We start from the raw sequence: 23,408 nt of genomic DNA, 5'->3' as shown, positions 1-23,408 counted from the left end.
CTCAAACTATCTATTTTTTTGTCTAACAATTTCAAATAAGCAAACACCCGTCGCCACCGAAACATTAAGTGAAGAGACAATTCCTGCCATAGGAATACTGACTAGCTCATCACAATGCTCTTTAGTTAATCGGCGCATACCTTCACCTTCAGCCCCCATTACTAAGGCCAGTGATAAATTTTTTGAACTTTTATAAAAATCGGTCTGATAAAGTGTGCTGGTTGCTTCACCGGCAGTACCTACAATCCAGACTTGATATTCATCTTGTAACATCCGCATAGTTCGAGCTAAATTGGTAACTCTAACTACAGGCACACTTTCTGCAGCTCCACAAGCAACTTTTTGTGCGGTTGAGTTAAGTGGTGCAGAGCGATCCTTTGGCACAATAATAAAATTGACACCAGCGGCATCAGCGGTACGAATGCAGGCACCTAAATTATGTGGGTCTGTCACACCATCTAAAATTAAAATAACCGGATTGGGATGTTGTTCCATCAGTAGTGGTATATCATTTTCTTGATAACCACGGCTTGGTTTCACCATCGCTAATATACCTTGATGAACACCATTTTTTGATTTTTCATCTAGATATTGTCTATTGGTTACTTTCACTGTTAAACCTAACTGTTCTAATTCTTGAACAAGTGCAGTCAAGCGTTTATCTTCTCGACCTTTAGCGATAAAAACTTCAATAATTCTTTCTGGCGCACGCGTTAACAATGCTTCAATGGCGTGGATACCGTATACTGTTTCACTCATCTATTAATTACTCTTTTTTCTCTTATTACTTGATGTCGATGCTGATTTAGATTTAGTCTTAGATGCCGCTTTAGATTTTGCTTTAGCTTTTGTGCGCTTTTTACTTTTTACTTTAGCTTCTGCTTTATTTGCTACTTTAGCGTTCGCTTTTTTCTTTTTGCTATCTGTTGGACTTTTAGCTTTACGTTTTACTGGTAAATCAGCAGCAAAACTTATATCAGCTTTATTAGCTTTATCTCTTGCCGTCTTACCTTGGCGTTGTGGCTTATTATTACTGCCGACCAAAGAAAAATCAATTTTACGCTCTTCTGGGTTAACATTATCGACTTTTACTTGAACTTTATCACCTAAACGATAACTAAAGTGAGTATTCTCACCAATTAGACGGTTACGTGATGCATCATAAATATAATAATCATTTTCCAGTGACGAAACATGCACTAAACCATCAATAAACAGATCATCTAACCGGACAAAAAAGCCGAAATTAACCACACTAGAGATAGTACCATTGAATACCTCACCAACATGATCTTGCATATAGTCACATTTTAGCCAATCAACGACATCACGCACGGCTTCATCCGCACGACGTTCAGTCATTGAGCAGTGTTCACCAAAATAAAGCATTTCGCTAGTGGTATAACGATGCCCACCAGTTTTACTGGTTTTATGTTGTTCATTCGCTAGTACCCATTTAATGGCACGATGTAATAATAAATCAGGATAACGACGAATTGGCGATGTGAAATGGGCATATTCGTCAAGCGCTAGACCAAAATGACCACGATTTTCGGGATCATAAATTGCTTGCTTCATTGAGCGTAAAATTACAGTCTGTAACATCTCATGATCGGGTCTTGCTTCAACATCAACCATTAATTTGGCAATATCTTTAGGTGTTGGATTTGCACCACCGCCAAGTGATAAACCGAGTTCACTTAAAATACTGCGTAAATTATTCATGCGATCTTCATCAGGTCTATCATGCACGCGGAATAAAGACGGAATCTCAGCATTAATGACCAATTTTGCCGCAGCAACATTGGCTAAAATCATACACTCCTCAATAATTTTATGTGCTTCATTACGCTGGACTAATTCAATACTCTCAATACGTTTATCTGCATTAAAAATGAATTTTGGCTCTTCTGACTCAAAACCAATCGCGCCACGAGTAACTCGAGCATTATCTAATACCTTATATAAGCCATAAAGATTTTCAAGATGAGGTACTAACTCTCGATAATGCTCACGTAACTCTTTATCACCTTCTAAAATTTTGGCAACCTTAGTATAAGTTAAGCGTGCATGAGAGTTCATTACTGCTTCATAAAATTGATAACCAGTTAAACGTCCTTTATTTGACACTGTCATTTCACAGACTAAACATAAACGATCAACTTGTGGATTGAGAGAACAAAGGCCATTAGATAACACTTCTGGTAACATTGGCACCACTCGTGATGGAAAATAGACTGACGTACCTCGTAAGCAAGCCTCTTTATCTAAAGCTTTACCGTTGCGAACATAATAACTCACATCAGCAATTGCTACCCATAATCGATAGCCACCGCCGCGATTTTTCTGGCAATAGACCGCATCATCAAAATCACGGGCATCTTCACCATCAATGGTTACTAACGGCAACTCGCGTAGATCTTTACGGCCTTTTTTAGCGCTTTCTGGCACTTGCTCACTAAATTTGCTAGCCTCTTTTTCAACCACTTTAGGAAATTCATAAGGGATTTCATGATTACGTAATGAAATATCGATAGCTAAATTGGTTCCCATAATCTCGCCAAGAACTTCTTTAATAATACCGACTGCTTTTTGACGACGCTCAGGTCGTTGCTGTAATTCAACCACAACCACCGAGCCCATTCTGACAGTACGATTTGGTTTACCGGCGATCAAAATATCAAAATTCAAACGACTGTCATCCGGCACCACAAAGCCAACGCCTTGCTCAACAAAATAACGACCAACAATTTGATTAGTGCGGGGTTCTAAAATCCGCACCACGCGCGCTTCAGTCTTACCTCGGTATTGACTGTTGATTGGCTGAGCCAATATAACATCACCTTGTAAAACCTTTTTCATCTGCTCATGTGACAAGAAATAGTCTTCCGGCTTACCTTCAACTCGCAGAAAACCATAGCCATCACGATGTGCAATCACACTACCCTTAACCATATCGAATTTTTCCGGTAAGGCATAACACTTACGACGTGTAAACACCACTTGGCCATCACGTTCCATCGCCCGCAATCTTCGATGTAATGCTTCTTTTTGTTCATCATTCTTAATTGATACTGCTTGGGCTATCTTATCTAAATTAGCTGGTTTTGCTTCTTTGGTGAGATAGTCCAAAATCAGTTCACGGCTGGCGATCGGCGAATCATATTTTTGCGCCTCACGATCATAAAATGGATCTTTTATCATATGGAACGTCCTTTGATCGAATATTAGGTTAAGCATAGCATAGAGTTGCATAACTTAAAATCAAGATTACTTTTTTGCAGTGCAAAAGCCTTTATTCTCAACGTGTTTATAATTATTAACTCTTAAGATTCATGATTAATAAATAGGAGATGCTGATAAGGTACTTTATCTAGATAAAGTATAAATATAATTTATACCTGTTATTTAGTTTTATTTGCTTATTTTTTGACCGAAAAAATTGCCCCAGTACGCTACGCGTAACTGGAAACAATTTTTCTTTGTAGCGTATCTATAAAATGTTGTTCAGTTGATTGTCCATATTTATCTTTTTGCCAATTAAGCAATAATTGACTCAAAATATTTTAGTAATTAAAAAATAATATATCAGATATCAAAACCATTATTTCTTAGCAAAATTTTAATTAAAATCTAAAATTTGTGGACATTTAGTGCTCAAAAAACCCCGTTCCTCAACTTTCTTGTTTAAACCCTCAGGTAAAACTGAAGGCTATGTGATTTTAATCTCCTGAATAGTTGAAATTCTCTAGCAATTTGCTAGTACTCTCTTATATTTTTCTAACAAAAAATTAAGGGGTAGTACACATACCTCTGAGTACAACTTCATTTTTATGCCGAGCAATGTGACCATTATTCGAGTGAACGGAAAAATGGCTTAAACGATCTGTTTCTACAAAATCGATGGTCCAGTAATTGTGATTATCATAAAAACTACTAATATATTTGTCCATTTGTCCCCACTCCGAGAAGAATCCTCCGCCAATTACACGTTGAAAGTTATTACCGTTTGAAGATGGAGTTGCACTAACCGAACCTTGACATTCCTCATCCCACCAAGGTCCTGCACAAATAGCATTAGTTAAATCTTTAATTTGAGGAAGACGATAACCAATATTACTGCACCATGATAAGGTACTTGGATAAGTATAGTAATTATTTGCACCTCGATGGACATACCATTGTTTTAATTGAAAACCATATTTTATCAAAGGATTACCTTGCCTATCTTTACCAACTAACTCAAATGTTTGTGGTAATACAGGCTTTGCTACACTACCGGGTAAATCAGAATTTAATTGAAAATCTTTTGCACTGGGCCCCGTTAATTTGACAGTAACACGTGAACCTGTTGAATCAGGGATTAACGTCGCGGTAATTCCCCCCCGTTCGACCGAGTCCCATGTTAAAACTCTTGCTCCTCCAATATCTAGGTCAAAGTACAAATCATGCATTCCTGTAGTAGGAAAATTCAAATTGTAAGTTGATAGCGTTGTAGACTGAGGAATAAACCCCTTATTGGCAAGCCATATAGAAGGAGGCCCCCGAAAATCGATACCATTAACCTCTGTATTTGAACCAGGAAATAATATTGGAGCAACAAAGCAAACTTTTGATGATTCGTTGGGATTAATGTAATACGTCGCATGACTACCTGCAAAATGGCTACTACTAGGTACGCCATACTGGGTACTTAGTATACCATCATTACTGGTTAATGTGATTTTATAAGGTGCTCTACAAATATCTAAAGTTGAATTACGAGATACAGTTTGATTATCTTTGTCAGTAATAGTTAAACTTAAATAACCTGTAGCAGAGATACCATTATTTTCCTGACCATCACCGTCATCATCCCCCCAATAATTATAAGGCGAACCAATAATTGAAGTTAATGAAATTGAATCTGCACCAATTGGTACCAGCATATCTACATTAGCTAAAGTTTCACCAAGATTTGGCAAGATTATTGGTGTTATTGACGAATTATTATTTGCTGTAAACGTTCTTCCATCCGATAAAATAATACCTAATAATTTAGTTGTATCAGTAACTCGAGTCTGACCACCATCAAAAGTTAAGTATGGCGCATTACCATGAATAATATGAGTTGTTCTAGCGGTTAAAGACTGACTACTAAATGATAACAGTAGCAATAAAACAAGCGCTAATACCGAAAAAATTGGCTTAAATAAAATCGAACTAAAAAAATTTCTTAAGTTTTGGTGGAGGAATAAACTCTGACGAAATATTAAACCTTGATTGCTAAAATTAGGCGAATTTAAATTATTGGTTTGGGCAGGTTTGGTGTTTGGTGTTTGGTGTTAAAATTATAGCTCATAATAAAGTCCATGTCAAATAAATTAATGTTTTATATTAATTTATTTCGTTTAATTGACTAACTACTAATCAGTAATTTCACTTTAATAAGAATAAGGAAAAGTATAGAGATTAAGTAAAAAGTATGCAATTTTTTTTACCTCTAAATTGTTAATTTTTGTAAAGGTATTTAATTTTTTAAACCTATATTTTTTGCCTTATTTCTTATTTTTTTGCTAAAAAATTGTCCGTAGAATAGATCACTAAGCAATAAATTATCTAAATATTTATCTATAACTCGTTGCTCTTTTTAAGTTGTCGATATTCAGTAATTAAGCTAATTTTTACCATTAAAATTCTTAAAAATAAGCTATTTTGAAGTTAATTAATCATTGTTAAAAAATATCAACTTTAACGATTATCTTGATGAGATTTTGCAAATTTTATGATTGGGTTGTAATAAATTTAGCTGAGACATTTATAAAAAAACGGACTGTTATAGTCCGTTTCCTTGTCTAAAGAATAACCTTTCCATGCCTTTTACAACATTTTTCGAGAGTTTTTCTGATAGCTTTTGTTTTCGTTGATAGTTAACTGCAATGATTTTATGCGTGTCTAAATGCGATAAGATAAAATCATCACTGGTACTAATTTCGTCAACTAAACCCTTTTCTTTAGCTTGTGTTGCAAACCAATGTTCTCCTGTAGCAACCTGTTCAATATCAATATTAGGTCGATACTCTTTTACAAAGTCTTTAAATAATAGATGAGTCTCTTCCAATTCTTGCTTGAATTTTTGACGACCTTCGTCAGTGTTTTCACCAAACATGGTTAAAGTTCGCTTGTATTCGCCTGCTGTTTGCAATTCAATATCAACATCATGCTTTTTAAGTAATCGATTAAAGTTAGGAATTTGCGCAACTACCCCAATTGAACCAACAATAGCAAATGGCGCTGCAACTATTTTGTTAGCAGTACATGCCATCATATAGCCGCCACTGGCGGCAACTTTATCTACCACCGCAGTAAAAGGGATATTTCGTGTTCTAAATCGTAATAATTGCGAAGCGGCCAACCCATAACCATGCACTACCCCACCTGGGCTTTCAAGTTTCACCACAACTTCGTCTTCTGGTTTGATGATAGCTAATACGGCAGTAATTTCTTGGCGCAACTCTTCAACTTCATGCGCATCCATACTACCATTAAATGATAGAACAAACAGTTTAGGTTTTGTCTGTAAAGCAGACGTTGTCTCGGGTGATTTTACAGTATCGTCCGACGCCGCAGTATCTGTTTGTTTCTTATTTAGTTTAGCTGCTTGTTTAGCCTGTTTCTTTTCAAGTTTTTTTTGTTTTTTTAGATCTTTAGTGAATTGTTTGGCTTCAACCTCGTCCATACTAGACATTAACATTTCATCTTTAGCTTGTTCATACTCTTGGCTTATATCTTTAACTGACATTCGGCCAGCAACTGTGGATGATTTTCGACGCTGACATAAAATAAATATTAATATTGCTAGAATAGCAACAACAACAGTTACTGTTTCAGCCAGGAAAAGCGAATACTGTGAAAACCAATTCATTTGACAATTATCCTATAGTTTAAAAATTTGCCCATTATAACAATATAATTAAAGATTGTGCCGAAAATCAATAAAGATTAAATTGTTGCTTTATTCGGCATTTTAAATTCTTTATACTGACAGCCTAATTTATTGCAATACGAGAATGAAAATGCCCTTACGCCCAATAACTGAAATCGCTGAAAAATGTAATATTCCTGAACAATACGTACTTCCTTACGGCAAGCATGTCGCCAAAATCGACTTATCAATTCTTAACGACAAGCAAAATAGAGCGGATGGTAAATTAGTTTTAGTTACCGCTATTACGCCAACTCCGTTAGGTGAAGGTAAAACAGTTAATACAATAGGTTTGAGTGAAGGTCTTAACTATTTAGGTAAATCTGCTATCGCTTGTATTCGTCAACCTAGTTTAGGACCAGTGTTTGGCGTTAAAGGTGGTGCTGCCGGTGGCGGGCAAGCCGAAGTTTTGCCGATGGAAACATTAAATCTTCATCTTACTGGCGATATCCACGCTATAACTGCAGCCCATGATCTGGCGTCTGCGGCATTAGATTCTCGTCTTTATCATGAAGAGCGCCTTGGTGATGAATTTACAGCACAAACTGGTTTACCACGTTTAAACATCGATGTTAATCGTATTGTTTGGAAACGCGTTATCGATCACAATGATCGCGCTCTGCGTAATATTACTGTCGGTGTTGGCGGTGGCGTCAATGGTATTGAACGCCGTGACGGATTTGAGATCACCGCTGCCTCTGAACTGATGGCAATATTGGCGTTGGCTTCTGACTTACATGATATGCGCGCACGAATTGGACGAATTATTTTAGCCTATAACACTAATGGTGAACCAATTACTGCTGAACAACTTGAAGTTGCTGGGGCAATGACCGTTCTGCTTAAAAATGCCATTAATCCAAACCTTATGCAAACAGTGGAAAATACACCTGTATTAATCCATGCAGGCCCATTTGCTAATATCGCCCATGGTAACTCATCAGTTATCGCTGACCGCATTGCTATGCAATTAGCTGACTATGTTATAACCGAAGCAGGATTCGGCTCAGACATGGGAATGGAAAAATTCTTTAATATTAAATACCGTCAAGCTGGTATCAAGGCATCTTGTGTAGTGCTTGTTGCAACTGTGCGTAGCTTAAAATCCAATAGTGGTAAGTATAATATCAAGCCAGGACAAGCCATACCAAAAGAGATTTCAGAGTCTAATGTAGAATTGCTTGAAATTGGTGCAGCTAATTTAGCGTGGCATATTAATAATGCTAAAAGTTATGGTTTACAAGTGATTGTAGCAATCAATCGATTCCCACATGATAGTGAGGAAGAATTAGCATTTTTACAAAAATACGCCATTGAACACGGTGCATTTGCTTGTGAAGTCAGTGAAGTATTTACTCAAGGTGGTAAAGGCGCAGAAAAACTGGCTAAACATGTGATTAAAGCGTGTGATATGCCAAGTGAAATCAAGTTACCTTATCCTGACAGTATGCCATTAATAGATAAAATCCAAACAATGGTAAAAAAATATGGTGCCAATAAAGCTAATTTATCAGACACCGCGCTTAAAAACATTAAAGAAATTGAAGCATTAAAATTAGATCATTTACCACTTTGTATCGCGAAAACACCAATGTCAATTAGTGCTGATGCAAACTTAAAAAATGTACCAACCGATTTTGATGTTGATATCAGCCATTTAGCAATTTCGGCAGGTGCTGGTTTTATTCGGGTTTATGCAGGTAATGTGATGACAATGCCTGGCCTTGGTACTAATCCGGCTTATCGAAATATCGATATTGACAAAGATGGTAATATTGTTGGTTTAAGTTAATTTAAAAAATTATTATGCAAACACAATATAAAGCGTTAATTGATGAAGAAAATTGTATTGGTTGTGGCAAATGTATACGCGTTTGCCCTACTGATGCTATTGTAGGAAGCAAACAAGTATTACATACCATATTGCCACAATATTGTACATCTTGTAGTAATTGTATTAATACTTGTCCAACTGACTGTATTACCTTAAGTACACTAGGTGTTGCCTTGAATGAACAGGAAGAGTTACTGTTGACGCAAAAAAAACAGCAACGATTAAATCACAATCAACTGGTACCACCAACAATTTTATTTCCTAAGTCGATGCCAATAAGCAATACGACTACACAAAAAGATCGCAAGCAATCAATTGCCGATGCTATCGCCAGAGTTAAAGCCAAAAAAAACCTCGCTAATTAGCGAGGTTTTCATTTCTAATTTAAACTAACAAGTTAAACTTGCTAGTTTTTTACTGACATTACTCTTTATTGCTTCTGAATGCTCGTTTACGATCATTTTCAGTTAAATGACGTTTACGCAAACGTACAGATAATGGTGTAACTTCTACTAATTCATCATCATCAATAAATTCTAATGCTTGTTCTAATGTCATTTTAACTGGTGGCGAAAGCGTAGTGGCTTCATCAGTACCCGATGCTCGCATGTTAGTTAATTTTTTACCAGTTAAGCAGTTAACGGTTAAATCATTTGAGCGGGTATGAATACCAATAATTTGTCCTTCATACACTTCTGCACCATGACCAAGGAATAATTTACCGCGATCTTGTAAGCTATAAAGTGCATAAGCTAACGCTTTACCTGTACCGTTCGAAATCATTACACCATTATTACGTTGGCCGATTTCACCTGGACGTACATCATCATAATGGCTAAATGTTGAGTAAAGTAAACCAGTACCTGAGGTCATCGTCATAAATTCAGTTCTAAAACCAATAAGACCACGACTTGGAATAACATAATCTAAACGCACACGTCCTTTACCATCAGGTAACATATTGGTTAAATCACCTTTACGTAGACCTAAAGCTTCCATCACTGAACCTTGGTGCTGTTCTTCAATATCTAAAGTCACTTGTTCGAAAGGTTCTTGCTTTTTACCATCGATTTCTCTATAGATAACTTTAGGACGTGATACCCCAAGCTCATAACCTTCACGACGCATATTTTCGATAAGAACCGATAAGTGCAACTCACCACGACCAGAAACTTTAAATGCATCTGGATCTGGAGTTTCTTCAACACGCAATGCCACATTATGTACCAGTTCTTTGTTTAAACGCTCAAGAATTTGACGTGAAGTCACATATTTACCTTCTTTGCCAGCAAATGGTGAGCTATTAACATTAAAGAACATAGTAACAGTTGGTTCATCAACACTTAATGCTGGTAATGCTTCAACGCAACTATTATCACAAATCGTATCAGAGATACCGAGTTCACCTAAACCAGTGATCGCAATAATATCACCTGCTTCAGCAACTTCGGCTTCATAACGTTGTAAACCTAAATGACCTAATACTTGGCCTACTTTACCAGTACGTTTATTACCTTCACTATCAACAATAGTGACTTGTTGATTTGGTTTAACACGACCACGTTTAATACGACCAATACCAATAACACCAACATAGTTATTATAATCAAGTTGTGAAATTTGCATTTGGAAAGGACCATCTAAGTCAACTGCTGGTGGCTCAACATGTTCAACAATTGCTTCAAATAATGGCGTCATATCTTCAGCCATATCTTCATGATCAAGTCCTGCAAATCCCATTAATGCTGATGCATAAACAATTGGGAAATCAAGCTGTTCATCAGTTGCACCTAGATTTACAAATAAATCGAATACTTGATCGACAACCCAATCAGGACGAGCGCCTGGACGGTCAACTTTATTGATAACAACAATCGGTTTTAAACCATAAGCAAACGCTTTTTGGGTAACAAAACGTGTTTGTGGCATTGGTCCGTCCATTGCATCAACCAGCAATAATACCGAATCAACCATTGACATTACACGTTCAACTTCACCACCAAAATCGGCATGTCCTGGAGTATCAACAATATTAATACGATAACCATTCCAATCGATAGCGGTATTTTTAGCTAAAATAGTAATACCACGCTCTTTTTCAAGCGCATTAGAGTCCATTATTCTTTCATTGTCGTCACCACGTAAATTATCAAGCGTACCAGACTGTTTTAATAATTTATCAACCAAGGTTGTTTTACCATGGTCAACGTGAGCAATAATGGCTATATTTCTTAAATTTTCAATCACAATTAAAATCCCAATTAGGAGATAAATTCTATAGGCGCAATATTGTACACCTTTTTAGTAAAAATGTTGATCTATATCACAAAGTTTCTTAAAAAGAACTTTAAGACTTGATATTTAACGAAAATACTGACTTATTTTATAGAGATAACTAAGATTACTCATTGATAAGTGTCGCAAATTGATGAGCAAACTCATCTACTTTGTCCCAATTTGTGTACTCGATCACTTCTTTAGTCACATCGGTATCACCTTTACCCAACCACATAATAAAGCGAATCATATTACGATCAAACCAATTATATTTTGGATAATAAAGTGCCCCAGCAAATACCGCTTTAATCGTTGGTTGCCAGGCAATTTTAGCTAAGAATTTTTTAGTATATATATTCGTTTCAGGCGTATTTTTATGCGGTTTTCTTGCCACCACATTCACACCGAAGAATCCCGATTTAAGCGTATTTAATTGCGCAAAATTAGTATCAATAAATTTCTTCATGGTTTTACTATAAAAACCATAGCGAATAGAACAACCAATTAATACCGCTTGGTAATTAGTAAGATCTATGTGGCTATCTGGTAGTAACTCAATCAAATCACAATCACATTTACCGGCAAGCTGTGTTTTTATTCGCTGCATGATTTTAAAGGTTTGCTTTTCATGAGTGGTATAAAGCAATAAAACCTTGATAATGCTATTCATAACAATGCTTCCTTTTATTAAAACTCTTGGTAAATATCAATAATTCTTTTTTTAGGATAAAAATTAATAATTTCGGGGTGATTTCATGGAAAACTTTGATTATAGTATTAGCCTTATTTAACCAGACCGGAACTGATTATGGCAATTTCACCTCCAAAACGTAGTGCTATTATTTTGGCGGCAGGAAAAGGCACACGGATGTATTCCAACCTACCTAAAGTTTTACATAAAATCGGCGGTAAGCCGATGTTACAACATGTTATTGATACAGTTCAACAACTTAATACTAATCGCATCAATATTGTTTATGGGCATGGCAAAAACGAACTTGAAAAATCGTTACAAAATCAGCCGGTGCAACTTGTTTATCAAGCTGAACAATTAGGGACAGGACATGCGGTTCAACAAGCTATCCCTTACATTCAAGATGATGAAGATATATTAATTTTATATGGCGATACTCCACTTATCTCAGTTGAAACTTTGCAAAATCTTATTGCTAGTAAACCCAAACAAGGTATTGCCTTATTAACAGTGATTTTAGATGACCCAACTGGCTATGGTCGAATCGAACGTAAAGATGGTAAAGTTGTGGCTATCGTTGAACAAAAAGATGCCAATGCCGAACAACAAAAAATCACCGAAATTAATACTGGTATTATGCTAGTTACAGGCAAATTACTTAAGCAGTGGTTAGCGCGTTTAACCAATAACAATGCGCAAAAAGAGTATTACTTAACCGATATTATTGCCTTTGCACATCAAGATGGTTATGAAATTTTAACTTCACATCCAATAAAGCGATTTGAAGTTGAAGGCGTCAACAATCGATTACAGTTAGCAACTTTAGAACGCCATTATCAACAGTATCAAGCCGAGCAATTATTACTTGCTGGAGTAACTTTACTTGATCCAGCCCGTTTTGATCTACGAGGAAAATTAACTCATGGTAAAGATGTCATCATTGATACAAATGTGATTATTCATGGCGATGTGACATTAGGAAATAATGTCATTATCGGTGCAGGCTGTATTTTGAAAAACTGCACCATCGCCGATAACAGCGAAATTAGTCCATACTCGGTGATTGAAGATTCGATTATTGCTCAGCACTGTACTATCGGACCATTTGCCAGAATAAGACCTGGCAGCAAACTAGATGATCATGCCCATGTTGGTAATTTTGTTGAATTGAAAAAAGCTCATCTTGGCCATGCAACCAAAGCCGGACATTTAAGTTATTTAGGTGACAGTGAAATTGGCAGTAATGTCAACATTGGCGCAGGCACAATTACCTGTAATTATGATGGTGCTAATAAATTTAAAACAGTTATCGAAGATGATGTTTTTGTTGGATCTGACAGCCAACTTATTGCCCCAGTCAAAATAGGTAAAGGAGCAACTATTGCGGCTGGCACAACAGTTACTAACGATGTTAACGACAATGAATTAGTGGTTAGTCGTGTAAAACAAAAACAACTTGCGGGTTGGAAAAGACCAACGAAATCGAAAGAGGGATAAACGATGTGTGGTATTGTAGGTGCAATCGCTAAGCGTGATGTGGCAGATATTTTATTAGAAGGACTTAAGAGATTAGAATATCGTGGTTATGATTCTGCCGGACTTGCTATTATTTCACCAACAGGTGAATTACAACGAATAAGGCGGGTAGGAAAAGTACAAGCGCTTAAAGATGCGGTAAACGAACAACCAGTTGCCGGTTCAACCGGTATAGCCCACACTCGCTGGGCAACACATGGTGAACCAGTTGAACATAATGCGCACCCACATATATCCGACTTTATTGCCGTTGTACATAATGGAATTATCGAAAATTTCGAACCACTTCGTGAAAAACTTATCGCGAAAGGTTACCAATTCCGTTCAGAAACAGATACTGAAGTCATTGCCCACTTAATTCATGACATCATCAGCACTGAAGAGTGTTCCTTATTAGAAGCTGTGCAAAAAGCCATTCCACTCTTACGAGGTGCTTATGGTACAGTAATTATGGACACTCGAAATCCTGATATTCTAGTTGCCGCACGTTCTGGTAGCCCACTTGTTATTGGTTGTGGCATTGGCGAAAACTTTATTGCCTCAGATCAACTGGCTTTATTACCAGTAACTCGGCAGTTTATCTTCTTAGAAGAAGGTGATATAGCGCTTGTCACTCAACGTTCAGTAACGATTTATGACAAAAATTTTAATCAAATAAATCGCCCTTGCATTGAATCAGATGCCAAATATGATGCTGGCAGCAAAGCAGGTTTTAACCATTACATGCAAAAAGAGATTTATGAACAGCCGAATGCGATTAAAAATACCTTAGAAGGTCGCATGGCTCATGGCAAAGTAGATTTATCAGAACTAGGCCCAAATGCTGAACATATTCTCAAGCAAGTTGAACACATCCAAATTGTTGCCTGTGGCACAGCTTATAATGCAGGCATGGTTGCTCGTTATTGGTTTGAATCCTTAGCCGGCATTCCTTGTGATGTCGAAATTGCCTCGGAATTTCGTTATCGAAAACCAGCTCGTCGCAAAAACAGTTTATTTATCACCCTATCACAATCGGGGGAAACTGCCGATACCCTTGCTGCTTTACGCTTAGCTAAACAGAACAATTACCTAAGCACTCTTGCGGTATGTAATGTGGCAGCATCGACTTTAGTTCGAGAAGCTGATTTGGTTTTACTAACCAAAGCTGGCGTTGAAATTGGTGTCGCCTCAACCAAAGCATTTACCACACAATTGACGGTATTATTACTGTTAGTGGCTAAGTTAGGCCGACTTAATGATATGGCAGAAATCACTGAACAAGCAATCGTCCATGCATTACAAACTTTACCAAACCGTATAGAACAAGTATTAATGGCCGAACCTGTAATCAAAAAACTTGCTGGTCATTTTGTCGATAAACATCATGCACTATTTTTAGGTCGTGGCGATGAATATCCAATCGCTATAGAGGCATCATTAAAGCTAAAAGAGATCTCCTATATTCATGCCGAAGCTTATGCAGCTGGTGAATTAAAACATGGGCCTTTAGCGTTAATTGATGCAGATATGCCAGTTATTGTTATGGCGCCAACGAATGACTTACTTGAAAAACTCAAAGCCAATATTGAAGAAGTGCGTGCCCGTGGTGGTCAACTTTATGTGTTTGCTGAGCAAGATGCTGGTTTTGTTAGCGACGATACTATGCATATTATCAACTTACCCCATATTGAAGAACTTACTGCGCCAATCTACTACACAGTACCGACGCAATTACTTGCTTACCATGTCGCCCTAATTAAAGGTACCGATGTCGACCAACCTCGTAACCTAGCAAAATCGGTGACCGTAGAGTAATTTATTAGATCAAATGTGAGGACTTAATGTATATTTTGGTATCATCATCAAAATTAAAGTTCTCACATTAAATCAATTAGATAATTATTAAACAGCTCTCCACCTACTTCAGCATACGTATAATAACTAGTAAGACTTAGCTCCCTCGCTATCAGTTTTTTGCCTTATGCAGACTAATATTCTAATTTTCGTGTTATAGACATATCTAATTCATTATCACCGTTAAAACATTGACTAATAGTCCAATCACCGTGTTCATTATATTGACTATAGTAACAAGTAAATGTTCGATATTTAGACTCATTGATATCTTTTGGTAACGATGCCGTTTTTCCATTTAATAAAGGATCCTCCTGTTTTGAAATGGAAGAAACCAATCTATTTTCATCATCATAATAATATAAATTTGTTGACAGAAAAGTAAGTATCTTTTTGGACCTAATAGTTTCAATTTCTCGCTCGTTATGCTGAATAAGATTATTGTTTTTATCATATAAATAAGTACCTATATAATTTTTCCCATCTACATTTTCATTTGAAGAAATCAATTTTCCCTGTTCATCATATTTATAATAAGAAGTTATTTTTTGGTTAGAATCTTTAATTTCTGTAACGTTTTTTTGATCATCAAACTGCACTGAATAATTAACGAAAGTTCCTTTTTCATTTCGTGTTAAAACTTGCATCTTATAATCCATAATCAGACCTTTTTTATCAGGAGCAGATTCTTCTATAATAAGACCATTATCATCTGAATATACTTCTAAATTACTGACAGAAGATGTTGGTTGGATATTTTTAAGAAGTAATTCTTGTTTTTTTATGGGAACAGAATGCGGAATATACTCAGGAAAAAGAAGAAAGAGATAATTATTAGTAACACGAATATGGTTACGTTCATCATCAACGGATGCGAAGGCATAAAAATTAAAAAAACAGCATACTACTAATAAAAATTTTTTCATCTTGCATCCTAATATTTTAATTCACGAGTAAATGTAATTCTTTTTATCTCATCCTTCGTCATACAATAACCACTCGTCCAATCACCACATTCATTATGATTTGAATAAACACATTTAAAATCACTAAGTATCAAGTTCTCTTCTTTACTATCTGACTTTTTGATATTTAAATCTAGTGAATTACTCGCTTGAGATTTACCACTTTTAAGAACAGATGTCTTTGTAATACTTTCTAATACTTCGCCATATTGATTATAAGAAATGCTGCCCTGATGGGAAATAGATACAATTTGTTCATTATTTTTATCCAAAATAGTAGTAATATAATTATTGTTATCTAACTCAATCAATCCATCTAAACCTGAGCCTTGAATTGTTTTATTACTAAAATCGATACTCATATTTTGTGTCTCATCATTAATAAATACTTTTTCAATCAGGCCGTTTGCGTTTGATGTAATCATTGTATGAATTGTTTTATTTGTATCTAATAAATTCATTATGATTTTTTGTTTTACGATTGGTTTTTTATTCGGTATTAACATTGGATATAACATCCAATTATATGTATTTGTAATTAATATATGCTGGCCAACTTTACTTTCAGCATAAGAATAATAACTAAAAGTAAATAACACTATAAATATTAATTTTTTCATACCTAACACATTCCTATATCCATTATTTTAGCGTTACAAATGTTATACAATCTTTACTGATTATACACGCAATCGATTATACACGTTGTTAAATTGGATTGATAAAAATAGAGTAAGTATTAACTTTTACTAATCAATTACTTAATAAACTTTATAAATTCTCAAGGTTAGTTAGCAAATTGATTTTTCAATCTAGGTGGGGGATTATGCCGCAGTGTTTTTTTTGCGGAAAATTAAAAATAAAATAAATGCATTGAACATCATTACTACATGATATATAACAAAAAATAGATAAATACCAATTCCTGAATCTGCGGCCATAGAAGCTAATACTGGAGACATAAATGCTGTGCTAAAGATATTAATACCAAAAATAGTACCAGAAATATTCGGTTGTTTAACAAAAGTAATTAACGCCAAAAAACTACATAACATAGCTAAAATTAAACCGAAAAATGGAATAAAAACAGATATTATAGCTATAATTAATCCAACAATTGATAGTACTTTCATTTTACCTCTATCCAAAAAGATGCTTAATTAAATCTACTAATTAAATAATTTATTATAAAATTAATCTGAAACCAAAGCCTATGTATATTAACAAATTATGATAAATAGATAAAACAATTTCCACTTATATTAACTAACAGTTAATTTATATAAAAATAAACTTTCAAAACCCATACCTTTGTATAAATTATCATGATTCTGCTTATTTTCTATTTGTTTATAGATTGTTTAGTTTGACCATTTCCCACTGTTGCAATTAGTCGGTATAATGCCTGCAATTTTATTGTTAAGTGGATTATGCATGAAAACGCTATTTGCCAGCACCTCTCGCGGGCTTGAAGAGTTATTAAAACAAGAGTTAGAAAATATTGGCGCGATAAATTGTAAAGTGTCGCAAGGTGGTGTCTACTTTGACGCTGATCAATCAACCATGTACCAATCATTATTATGGTCTCGTTTGGCTTCTCGGATTCTATTGCCGATTGCTGAGTTTGATATTTATAGCGATTTAGATCTCTATTCATGTGTGATGAATATCAAATGGAGCGATATTTTTGCGGTCGATAACTCATTTATTATCAACTTTGTTGGCGTTAATGACTTTATTCGCAATAGCCAATATGGAGCATTAAAGATCAAAGATGCTATTGTTGATCACTTTATGCGTCAAACCAATCAACGCCCAAATGTTGCCAAACAAAATCCAGATATTCGTTTACATGCTTATCTCAACAAAAATCGAGTTACCCTATCGTTAGATTTAAGTGGTGAAAGCCTACATCAACGTGGTTATCGTCAACAAACAGGCCAAGCACCATTAAAAGAGAACTTAGCTGCAGCAATTATTCGCCGCTCTGGCTGGCAAACAGATGAACCTCTTATCGATCCAATGTGTGGTTCAGGAACCTTACTAATTGAAGCTGCAATGATGGCCTCTAACATTCCACCTGGACTGTTACGTAAACAGTGGGGATTTTTTGCTTGGCAAGGATTTAATCCAACACTTTGGAATGAGTTACTCTTCACGGCCAAGCACAATGTAAAAAAAGCGACAACGCCTTTCATTGGTTATGACAATAACCCTGCGGTGTTAGAGCGCGCCAAGCAAAATGCTATCCAAGCTGGAGTTGGTGACTTAATTACTTTTGCTGTGCAGGATGTGACTCAATTAACTAATCCATTTGAGCACCAGATACATGGCATGATCATCAGCAATCCGCCTTATGGTGAGCGATTAGAAAGTGAACCTGCATTGGTTGCCCTGCACTCTGCACTTGGTCGTCAAATTAAGCAACAATTTGCAGGGTGGCGACTATCGCTATTTAGTGGCGCTCCACAACTGTTAGATTGTTTGCAAATGCGAGCCGACAAACAGTTTAAAGCCAAAAATGGGCCTTTAGATTGTGTACAAAAAAATTATACCATTGCTGATCGTCAAGTCGATAAGCCAGTTACGTCACCAAATTTACCTGCAGCCGATTTTGCCAATCGTCTACGTAAAAATTGCCAAAGATTTGCAAAATGGGCAAGCCAAGAACAACTTGAATGTTATCGCCTTTACGATGCAGATTTACCTGAATATAACGTGGCTATCGATCGTTATAAAGACAAAATTGTGATACAAGAATATGCCGCACCCAAAAATATTGATCCACAAAAAACGCGACAACGACTATTTGATATTATTAATGCCACTATGTCAGTACTGGAGTTAACTGCCGACCAATTGGTACTAAAAACTCGTGAAAAGCAAAAAGGTAAACAACAATATCAAAAACTCGGGCAAAAACAGGATTACTTCTTAGTCCATGAATATCCTATAAACCAGCAAAAAACGCAGTTTTGGGTTAATGTGGTCGATTATTTAGATACCGGTTTATTTTTGGATCACCGCTTAGCCAGAAAAATGATCGGCCAAATGAGCGCGGGTAAAGACTTTTTAAATCTATTTGCCTACACAGGTAGCGCAACCGTTTATGCCGGTCTTGGTGGCGCAAAATCGACCACGACCGTTGATATGTCACGCACCTATTTAGAATGGGCTGATCGTAATTTAAAACAAAATGGCTTAACCGGAAAAAACCATCGATTGATACAAGCCGACTGCTTACTCTATTTATCGCAGGCGGATGAACAGTTTGATCTGATTTTTATCGATCCTCCAACATTTTCCAACTCTAAACGGATGAACGATACCTTTGATGTTCAGCGTGATCATCTAAAATTAATGAGTGATTTAAAACGCTTACTTAGACCAAATGGGGTAATAGTATTTTCAAACAATAAACGAGGCTTCAAAATGGATAGCGACGGTATGCAAAAACTAGGGCTAACATTTAAAGATATCACCGATAAAACTCTATCACTTGATTTTAAACGCAATAAACAGATCCACTGCTGTTTTATCGTTAAACATCAATAATAAATAAAATACCGCCGCAAGGCGGTAAATTCTTCCATCTTCAAAAATAATTGAATCAAATTTATCTTAACAATTAGCTATTCTGTTTGTTTTAATTCATTTAAATGGTAAAATAGTTAAATAACTAATGAACTATTAAACTATAAACTCAAATAAATTAGATACCATATAGCCTAATAGATTAAAAAATCCAAATTAAGGAAATTATTTTGCCCAATATAGCCAAGCAGGAAGTTGACAATATGCAAGAAAGAAAGGTTAATTCATCAGCTATCATTATTTTAACTTCTTTAGGATTTTTCATGTCAATGATCGATTCAATGATAGTTACCACAGCCACTACCGCCATAAGAAATGATTTTCAAATATCGGTAAATTTATTACAGTGGTTGTTGAACATTTATAATATAACCATAGCGGCATTACTACTGGTTGGTGTAACACTGGGCGAAAAAATAGGCAGAAAAAAAGTCTATCTGATTGGTATTGCGATTTTCACTATTGCTTCTATATTTTGTGCTTTATCGAATAGTATTACTGAACTAATTATATCTCGAATGATACAGGCTGTTGGTGCTTGTGTTATGACACCAATGTCCATGGCAATTCTAACGCATTCATTACCCGTTGATATACGTGGAAAAGCTTTAGGAATATGGAGTGGCATTGGTGGTTTAGCACTAATTGTCGGGCCAGTTTTAGGCGGATTTATTGTCGCAACTTTATCATGGCAATGGATATTTTGGATTAATTTGCCTATTGGAATAATAACAATCTATTTTGCTCATAATTTATTACCTGAAAGTAAAGGTAAGGATGATAAGTTGAACTTTATTGATATTCTGCTTATTGCCATCTCTTCCGCCGGAGTAATATGGTCATTATCCACCATAACCACAAATACCACACACGTTATAACCATTATTACCGGATTATCTAGCCTCGCACTAGCTATTTTATTTATTGTTAGGCAAAAAATAAGTTCTACCCCTATGATTCCGTTGATATTATTTCATTCAAAAGTATTCACTAACGGTAATATCGCAACTTTTTTATTATATGCCTCAATGTTTGGCGTGTTATTCTTTTTGCCACAATTTTTTTTAGTACTAGAAAACGTTAATCCACTAGTGGCGGGATTACAATTATTACCTTGGACAGCAACATTAGTCGTTATCGCACCTTTTGCAGGCAGCGCTGTAGATAGATTTGGCGAAAGGATTATTGCAACATTAGGATTATTCTTACAGGGGATCGGTTATCTATTAATTATTTTTTTATTTAATATAACTGATTCATATATAGCAATGGCAATACCTTTAATGATCGCTGGTATGGGACTTTCGATGGCAGGACCGGCTCTGCAAAAAGCGGTGTTAAGCGCTGTCGAACCAATATATTTAGGGAAAGCATCTGGAATATATAATATATTTCGCTTATTTGGTGGCGCAATAGGTACCACAATATGCGTAATTGTATTTAATATTTTCGGCGGAACCACTAATTCAACAGCTTTTGCCGAAGGATTTGATGCAGTTATTATTACTGCTGGTCTGATATCATTATTAGGAATATTTTTTTCAATAAGGTTAACTGCAAGGGATAAAAAATAATATTTGATAAAATCAAAGCGATAAATTCAACAATAAATCAATATTTGAGTATTTTAAAGATTATCAAAAAAACCGGTAACATATTTATCAAATGTTGATTTATTAAGCCACACATATTTTTCCCTAGCACTCTTTCTTACATTAATTAATTCTGCTTGTTGTAATAACCTAAAATGATAAGTTCCTGAGGGTTTACTAATACCAACTGCTTGACCAATTTCACCACAGATAACCTCTGTTTCTATACTTTTTAAATATTTAATGATTTCTATTCTAACCGGATCTGATAATGCTTTGAAAATAAGCACCATTTTTTCATTTAATTGGTTATCAATTGTACTATTATTCATCATATTTACAGAGTTAATTATAATTAAACATGATTATAACATGTGGTGAATTTATTCACCTAAAAAACTCCTTTACTAAACTTTTCTAGTTTGGTGGATTTCGAGTGTTATAATTTTAATTAATCTTAATCTACCTATACGGTAGTGAACATCACATCACCCCTTGTGGCATTTTCGATAACTTTCTAAACTACCTACACGGTAGTGAACCCTATGTTTATCGTTTCAGGATATTCAATAATTTTCTAAACTACCTACACGGTAGTGAACTAGAACTCGATATACTATAAATGCAGTTGGCAAAAAGGCAAAGTCCATTTTTACCAATAAAAACCCTTTTTTTGAGCCATTTTTCAACATATTGATTTTTAAATACTTTATTTTAAGTTTAAAAAAAGGGTTAACAATAAGTAGGAATTTAAGTTTTAAAAACCTCGTTCCTCAATTTTTTTGGTTCGATGAGTTTCGGACGTTTGTTGTTTTGTGGTTGTTTCTATACGGTGATTACGTCCGAGTTAAGAGGGTTGGCGCCAACCCTCTTTACCATCTCCCGCGGCGACCACGCAAGTGGTCACGATGTGACTGCCTTCCGCCTTCGTTCGCTCTTAACGCACCGGCTGTGATTTGTTCCTGACAAAGCACCGCCTTGGCAAACATCCCTGTTTGCCATGCTAACCTCTCTCAGTTGTCAGCACATTGCGAATGTCGCTAAATTAAATACACCAAACTTATTTGCCAAAATAAACTCTTATGTTTATAGCAAGCTAATTTTAGTTTTAAAACCGATTTCGGGGAAACTTGGGCGGGATTTTAGACTTTAAAAACCTCGTTCCTCAATTTTTTTGGTTGTTTGAGTTTCGGACGTTTTGTTGTTTTGTGGTTGTTTCTATACGGTGAATACGTCCGAGTTAAGAGGGTTGGCGCGAACCCTCTTTACAATCTCCCGCGGCGACTACGCAAGTGGTCACGATGTGACTGCCTTCCGCCTTCGTTCGCTCTTAACGCACCGGCGGTGATTTGTTCCTGACAAAGCACCGCCTTGGCAAACATCCCTGTTTGCCATGCTAACCTCACTCAGTTGTCAGCACATTGCCAATGTCGCGCCACAAAATCGCTTTTTATCGCCCTAACGTTATTTTTCTTATCCTCAGCTTTAATATCTAAGAACTAAAAAATAATAGCTAAGGATAGACACAGGCTACGTTTCCTTTGTTGCCTTCGTAGTAGCTAAAAACTTCAGACACCCTACCATTACCCGAGTGAACCTCAAAAAACCCACGACGAGCAAACTCTCGACCATTACCATCTGTCGTCACATAGCTGTCGTAGAAACCGGCAGTATAGTAGCCCATCGCCCCCCATTCCGTGAAAAATCCTGCACCAATGTGACGCCGCATTTCATCATCAGGTGACGTAGGCGTTGCACTTCGGCAGGTGCTAGAATTTGCACCAACTCCCTGACAAGACGCATTTGTTAAATCTTGAACCTTAACATTACGATATCCTCCTATACTAGTACACCAATCTCCATTACCCCAAGCCCTCTTATTACCACGATGAATAAACCACTGCTTTAACTCAAATCCATATTTGACCACCGCATTACCACTGCTATCACGACCGACTAACTCAAACACCTGCGGTAAAGATGGTCTGGCGATTCTACCTGGATTAACTGAATTCCATTGCGAGCGTGTAACAACAGGACCAGTTAGGGTGACTCGAATGCTGTAGTAGTTGTTGTAGTGGTGGCCTGGTGAATCGGTCATCGTCGCCGTAATACC

At 36.1% G+C, this 23,408-nt stretch carries 17 protein-coding genes; 6 read left to right on the top strand and 11 right to left on the bottom strand.

The genetic code is table 11. The features are described 5' to 3' along the window. Positions 1-6: 6 nt before the first annotated feature. From rlmB to sohB, 4 genes are all read right to left on the bottom strand, one after another. A complete protein-coding gene (gene rlmB, locus B6C84_RS02880; RefSeq protein WP_065614063.1) occupies positions 7-759 on the bottom strand; it encodes a 23S rRNA (guanosine(2251)-2'-O)-methyltransferase RlmB in 753 nt (250 codons plus the stop codon). Between the two features lie 3 nt (positions 760-762). After that, positions 763-3,204, bottom strand: coding sequence for a ribonuclease R (rnr, locus tag B6C84_RS02875; RefSeq protein ID WP_086320978.1), 2,442 nt, complete (start codon positions 3,202-3,204; stop codon positions 763-765). A 587-nt stretch (positions 3,205-3,791) separates the two neighbouring features. After that, positions 3,792-5,156 (bottom strand): hypothetical protein, encoded by a 1,365-nt coding sequence (locus tag B6C84_RS02870; protein WP_086320977.1) that lies wholly within the window; start codon positions 5,154-5,156, stop codon positions 3,792-3,794. A 659-nt stretch (positions 5,157-5,815) separates the two neighbouring features. Continuing rightward, positions 5,816-6,904, bottom strand: coding sequence for a protease SohB (gene sohB / locus B6C84_RS02865; protein ID WP_065578481.1), 1,089 nt, complete (start codon positions 6,902-6,904; stop codon positions 5,816-5,818). A 145-nt stretch (positions 6,905-7,049) separates the two neighbouring features. On the opposite strand from sohB, the gene B6C84_RS02860 reads away from it, so the two are divergent. Together B6C84_RS02860 and B6C84_RS02855 are read left to right on the top strand one after the other, a co-directional pair. Continuing rightward, positions 7,050-8,756: a formate--tetrahydrofolate ligase gene (locus B6C84_RS02860; RefSeq protein ID WP_086319939.1), complete on the top strand. Its 1,707-nt coding sequence runs from the start codon at positions 7,050-7,052 to the stop codon at positions 8,754-8,756. A gap of 14 nt (positions 8,757-8,770) precedes the next feature. Next, a complete protein-coding gene (locus B6C84_RS02855; RefSeq protein WP_065578483.1) occupies positions 8,771-9,163 on the top strand; it encodes an RnfABCDGE type electron transport complex subunit B in 393 nt (130 codons plus the stop codon). A 58-nt stretch (positions 9,164-9,221) separates the two neighbouring features. Here B6C84_RS02855 and typA read toward each other — a convergent pair whose 3' ends face one another. Further along, entirely contained in the window at positions 9,222-11,045 is a 1,824-nt protein-coding gene (typA, locus tag B6C84_RS02850; RefSeq protein WP_065578484.1) for a ribosome-dependent GTPase TypA, read from the bottom strand. Positions 11,046-11,199: 154 nt separating this feature from the next. Further along, the gene (gene hemG / locus B6C84_RS02845; protein ID WP_174565017.1) at positions 11,200-11,745 is read right to left on the bottom strand and encodes a menaquinone-dependent protoporphyrinogen IX dehydrogenase; all 546 of its coding nucleotides are present in this window, start codon (positions 11,743-11,745) and stop codon (positions 11,200-11,202) included. A 138-nt stretch (positions 11,746-11,883) separates the two neighbouring features. Here hemG and glmU point away from each other — a divergent pair, with 138 nt between their 5' ends. After that, a complete protein-coding gene (glmU, locus tag B6C84_RS02840) occupies positions 11,884-13,266 on the top strand; it encodes a bifunctional UDP-N-acetylglucosamine diphosphorylase/glucosamine-1-phosphate N-acetyltransferase GlmU (RefSeq protein ID WP_065650980.1) in 1,383 nt (460 codons plus the stop codon). Positions 13,267-13,269: 3 nt separating this feature from the next. Then, positions 13,270-15,102, top strand: coding sequence for a glutamine--fructose-6-phosphate transaminase (isomerizing) (gene glmS / locus B6C84_RS02835; protein WP_065650981.1), 1,833 nt, complete (start codon positions 13,270-13,272; stop codon positions 15,100-15,102). Positions 15,103-15,275: 173 nt separating this feature from the next. Here the strand turns inward: glmS and B6C84_RS02830 are convergent, their stop codons facing one another. The 3 genes from B6C84_RS02830 to B6C84_RS02820 form a co-directional block, all read right to left on the bottom strand. Further along, positions 15,276-16,067 carry a hypothetical protein gene (locus B6C84_RS02830; protein WP_065650982.1) on the bottom strand — a complete coding sequence of 264 codons (792 nt, stop codon included), beginning with the start codon at positions 16,065-16,067 and terminating at the stop codon, positions 15,276-15,278. Between the two features lie 8 nt (positions 16,068-16,075). After that, entirely contained in the window at positions 16,076-16,726 is a 651-nt protein-coding gene (locus tag B6C84_RS02825; RefSeq protein WP_065650983.1) for a hypothetical protein, read from the bottom strand. A gap of 204 nt (positions 16,727-16,930) precedes the next feature. Then, positions 16,931-17,239, bottom strand: coding sequence for a hypothetical protein (locus B6C84_RS02820; protein WP_065578488.1), 309 nt, complete (start codon positions 17,237-17,239; stop codon positions 16,931-16,933). 301 nt (positions 17,240-17,540) lie between these two features. Here B6C84_RS02820 and rlmKL point away from each other — a divergent pair, with 301 nt between their 5' ends. Both rlmKL and B6C84_RS02810 read left to right on the top strand, forming a co-directional pair. Then, entirely contained in the window at positions 17,541-19,661 is a 2,121-nt protein-coding gene (rlmKL, locus tag B6C84_RS02815) for a bifunctional 23S rRNA (guanine(2069)-N(7))-methyltransferase RlmK/23S rRNA (guanine(2445)-N(2))-methyltransferase RlmL (RefSeq protein WP_086354067.1), read from the top strand. A gap of 242 nt (positions 19,662-19,903) precedes the next feature. After that, positions 19,904-21,274, top strand: coding sequence for an MFS transporter (locus B6C84_RS02810; protein WP_086354066.1), 1,371 nt, complete (start codon positions 19,904-19,906; stop codon positions 21,272-21,274). 53 nt (positions 21,275-21,327) lie between these two features. Here the strand turns inward: B6C84_RS02810 and B6C84_RS02805 are convergent, their stop codons facing one another. Both B6C84_RS02805 and B6C84_RS11545 read right to left on the bottom strand, forming a co-directional pair. Further along, a complete protein-coding gene (locus B6C84_RS02805; RefSeq protein ID WP_034901766.1) occupies positions 21,328-21,624 on the bottom strand; it encodes an ArsR/SmtB family transcription factor in 297 nt (98 codons plus the stop codon). A gap of 1,181 nt (positions 21,625-22,805) precedes the next feature. Next, the coding region (locus B6C84_RS11545) for a hypothetical protein (RefSeq protein ID WP_165755145.1) at positions 22,806-23,408 on the bottom strand (603 nt) is incomplete at its 5' end.

The organism is Gilliamella apis (genome assembly GCF_002142155.1).
Lineage (GTDB): Bacteria > Pseudomonadota > Gammaproteobacteria > Enterobacterales > Orbaceae > Gilliamella > Gilliamella apis.
This window is presented reverse-complemented; position numbering and strand designations above follow the sequence as displayed.

Coding starts and splice junctions, on each gene's coding strand:
- rlmB (WP_065614063.1), bottom strand. CDS start 759: ATGAGTGAAACAGTATACGGTATCCACGCCATTGAAGCATTGTTAACG.
- rnr (WP_086320978.1), bottom strand. CDS start 3,204: ATGATAAAAGATCCATTTTATGATCGTGAGGCGCAAAAATATGATTCG.
- sohB (WP_065578481.1), bottom strand. CDS start 6,904: ATGAATTGGTTTTCACAGTATTCGCTTTTCCTGGCTGAAACAGTAACT.
- B6C84_RS02860 (WP_086319939.1), top strand. CDS start 7,050: ATGAAAATGCCCTTACGCCCAATAACTGAAATCGCTGAAAAATGTAAT.
- B6C84_RS02855 (WP_065578483.1), top strand. CDS start 8,771: ATGCAAACACAATATAAAGCGTTAATTGATGAAGAAAATTGTATTGGT.
- hemG (WP_174565017.1), bottom strand. CDS start 11,745: ATGAATAGCATTATCAAGGTTTTATTGCTTTATACCACTCATGAAAAG.
- glmU (WP_065650980.1), top strand. CDS start 11,884: ATGGCAATTTCACCTCCAAAACGTAGTGCTATTATTTTGGCGGCAGGA.
- glmS (WP_065650981.1), top strand. CDS start 13,270: ATGTGTGGTATTGTAGGTGCAATCGCTAAGCGTGATGTGGCAGATATT.
- B6C84_RS02830 (WP_065650982.1), bottom strand. CDS start 16,067: ATGAAAAAATTTTTATTAGTAGTATGCTGTTTTTTTAATTTTTATGCC.
- B6C84_RS02825 (WP_065650983.1), bottom strand. CDS start 16,726: ATGAAAAAATTAATATTTATAGTGTTATTTACTTTTAGTTATTATTCT.
- B6C84_RS02820 (WP_065578488.1), bottom strand. CDS start 17,239: ATGAAAGTACTATCAATTGTTGGATTAATTATAGCTATAATATCTGTT.
- rlmKL (WP_086354067.1), top strand. CDS start 17,541: ATGAAAACGCTATTTGCCAGCACCTCTCGCGGGCTTGAAGAGTTATTA.
- B6C84_RS02810 (WP_086354066.1), top strand. CDS start 19,904: ATGCAAGAAAGAAAGGTTAATTCATCAGCTATCATTATTTTAACTTCT.
- B6C84_RS02805 (WP_034901766.1), bottom strand. CDS start 21,624: ATGAATAATAGTACAATTGATAACCAATTAAATGAAAAAATGGTGCTT.